Genomic DNA, 1,645 nt, shown 5'->3' on the forward strand with positions numbered 1-1,645 from the left:
ATCAAGGAGCTACAGCTACGATGTCAGGGCAAGAAGTCTGGACGCAGATTAAACGGGGGCAAGTCGGCGATTTAAGTTTACCCGTTTGGGAGCGCTTTTATGCGCTCGCTGCCTAATTGTATCTAGAGATCGGCACGTCTGCATCTAACGAAAACTTTGCGACAGAACCCCGCATATAGCAGCCCGCACAAACCTACATTTGATGTTGTTTTTGTCATTACGAGCGTGCTCTGTTGCGAGTCAGTCTGAATGTTCGCAATTTTATTAATGCTCAACTTGTTGATTACTCTACGGATTGCTAAGGTTTGATTGGCTTTTCTGGCGTTGTGTTTTAGTGAGAGTTTTTAGTACGCCACAGGGATTTACAAGGATGTGAAAAGCCAAAATCAATCAAGAATATTGGCGTGCTTTCTTCCAGTAAGTGCGGACTGTGCCACGATTCATGCCTAATATTCTACCTGCATGTTGTTGATTGCCGCGGGTATGCAGCAGAACAGATTCAACGATGGCGCTTTCAAGCGAAGATAATAACCCGGTCAAATCAGGGTCGGGTTTATGTTTGGGGGTGTACTTGCTGCCACTGTCGTAGGGCTCAAGAATCATCTTGAGCTGCAAGGCAAGCATCTTTTGATCGATGATGGTCATGGGTTAGGCCGTTGGGTGAATAAGAATGTGCGCTTGATAAGTGGTGTCGTTCCACTCATTCATTTCGGCGGTAAACCAACCATGCTTATTGATAGCGTCAATAAGCTCCGGTGCGCGCTCAAGCTGGATCAGTATCGATACCGGCGCTTTTTGTGCGCCGTCTTCGCTAAAGCAGTGGTCAATATGATCTTCTAGCATGTAGATAATACCAGGCTCGGCTTCTACACCTTCTTCAAAAAGGCGAGATTCTAATCCTTCGTCGTCATACAAATAGACCAATAACGAGTAGAGTTTTTCAGCTCCAGCCAGTTTTGTTTTCCTTGCCTGTTCGTTGAGTTCGTACAATTTTCTCTCCAAGTTACCCTGTTTGTTTCTGGCAGCCGCAAGCATGAGTTTTACGTCTTTTTTGATGTTGGCCAACCGCGGATCTTTTATCTTGGGTTTTAGGTATTTTATCAATATGTCATTGCGAGTACTGATTGGGCAATAGCGACTCGATGCGGATACTTGGCAGAGCAGGTGCAGTAAGGCGTTGCTTACGGTGGTGTGCAGGTTTCGATAGTATTCAAAATCTCGTTTAATTTGCATAGGCTATTACTGCACGTTAAGCAGTGCACTCCTTCCAGCGGTTGTTTTCTTTGAAGGCGAGAAGGCGGTCGGCAATATCACGCAGTTCAATCTTGACGGTGCAAGAAGGCGCACGCGAAGCTGAGGATGTTTTGGCGCCTCTCAGTCCTCTCATGAAGACGGTTTCTGATTTGATTAACTCGTTTGAGTCGTTTAAGTAAATAATTTTGTAAGCGGCCATGGTACTCCTTGAGTGTTGGTTTGTCTCTATATGTGGTCAATGGTTCCACTAACCAAGGTAATGGTTAACAATTGCTCAGGAAAAGGTAAGATATTCATAAACATCACGTAGTTAAGAGGTGCTTATGAACAGTCACGATAGACGAAAACGAGTATTGCTTGAGCTTATTGTGTTGCGCGGTCACTCTAAGGA

Annotated in this window: 3 protein-coding genes and 1 pseudogene; 1 reads left to right on the forward strand and 3 read right to left on the reverse strand. The window is 45.0% G+C overall.

Annotated elements, in window-relative coordinates; genetic code table 11:
- Nucleotides 1–116, forward strand: a pseudogene (locus RH85_RS23755) (IS6 family transposase); the annotation flags it as partial.
- Nucleotides 117–390: 274 nt separating this feature from the next.
- Here the strand turns inward: RH85_RS23755 and RH85_RS16800 are convergent.
- The 3 genes from RH85_RS16800 to RH85_RS16810 are packed head-to-tail and all read right to left on the reverse strand — an operon-like array spanning nucleotide 391 to nucleotide 1,453.
- Nucleotides 391–645: a helix-turn-helix domain-containing protein gene (locus RH85_RS16800; protein ID WP_006713903.1), complete on the reverse strand. Its 255-nt coding sequence runs from the start codon at nucleotides 643–645 to the stop codon at nucleotides 391–393.
- 3 nt (nucleotides 646–648) lie between these two features.
- Entirely contained in the window at nucleotides 649–1,233 is a 585-nt protein-coding gene (locus tag RH85_RS16805) for a DUF2913 family protein (RefSeq protein WP_039949227.1), read from the reverse strand.
- 16 nt (nucleotides 1,234–1,249) lie between these two features.
- Nucleotides 1,250–1,453, reverse strand: coding sequence for a hypothetical protein (locus RH85_RS16810; RefSeq protein ID WP_006713905.1), 204 nt, complete (start codon nucleotides 1,451–1,453; stop codon nucleotides 1,250–1,252).
- Between the last annotated feature and the right edge of the window lie 192 nt (nucleotides 1,454–1,645).

It is taken from the genome of Vibrio ichthyoenteri ATCC 700023, assembly GCF_000222605.1.
GTDB lineage: Bacteria > Pseudomonadota > Gammaproteobacteria > Enterobacterales > Vibrionaceae > Vibrio > Vibrio ichthyoenteri.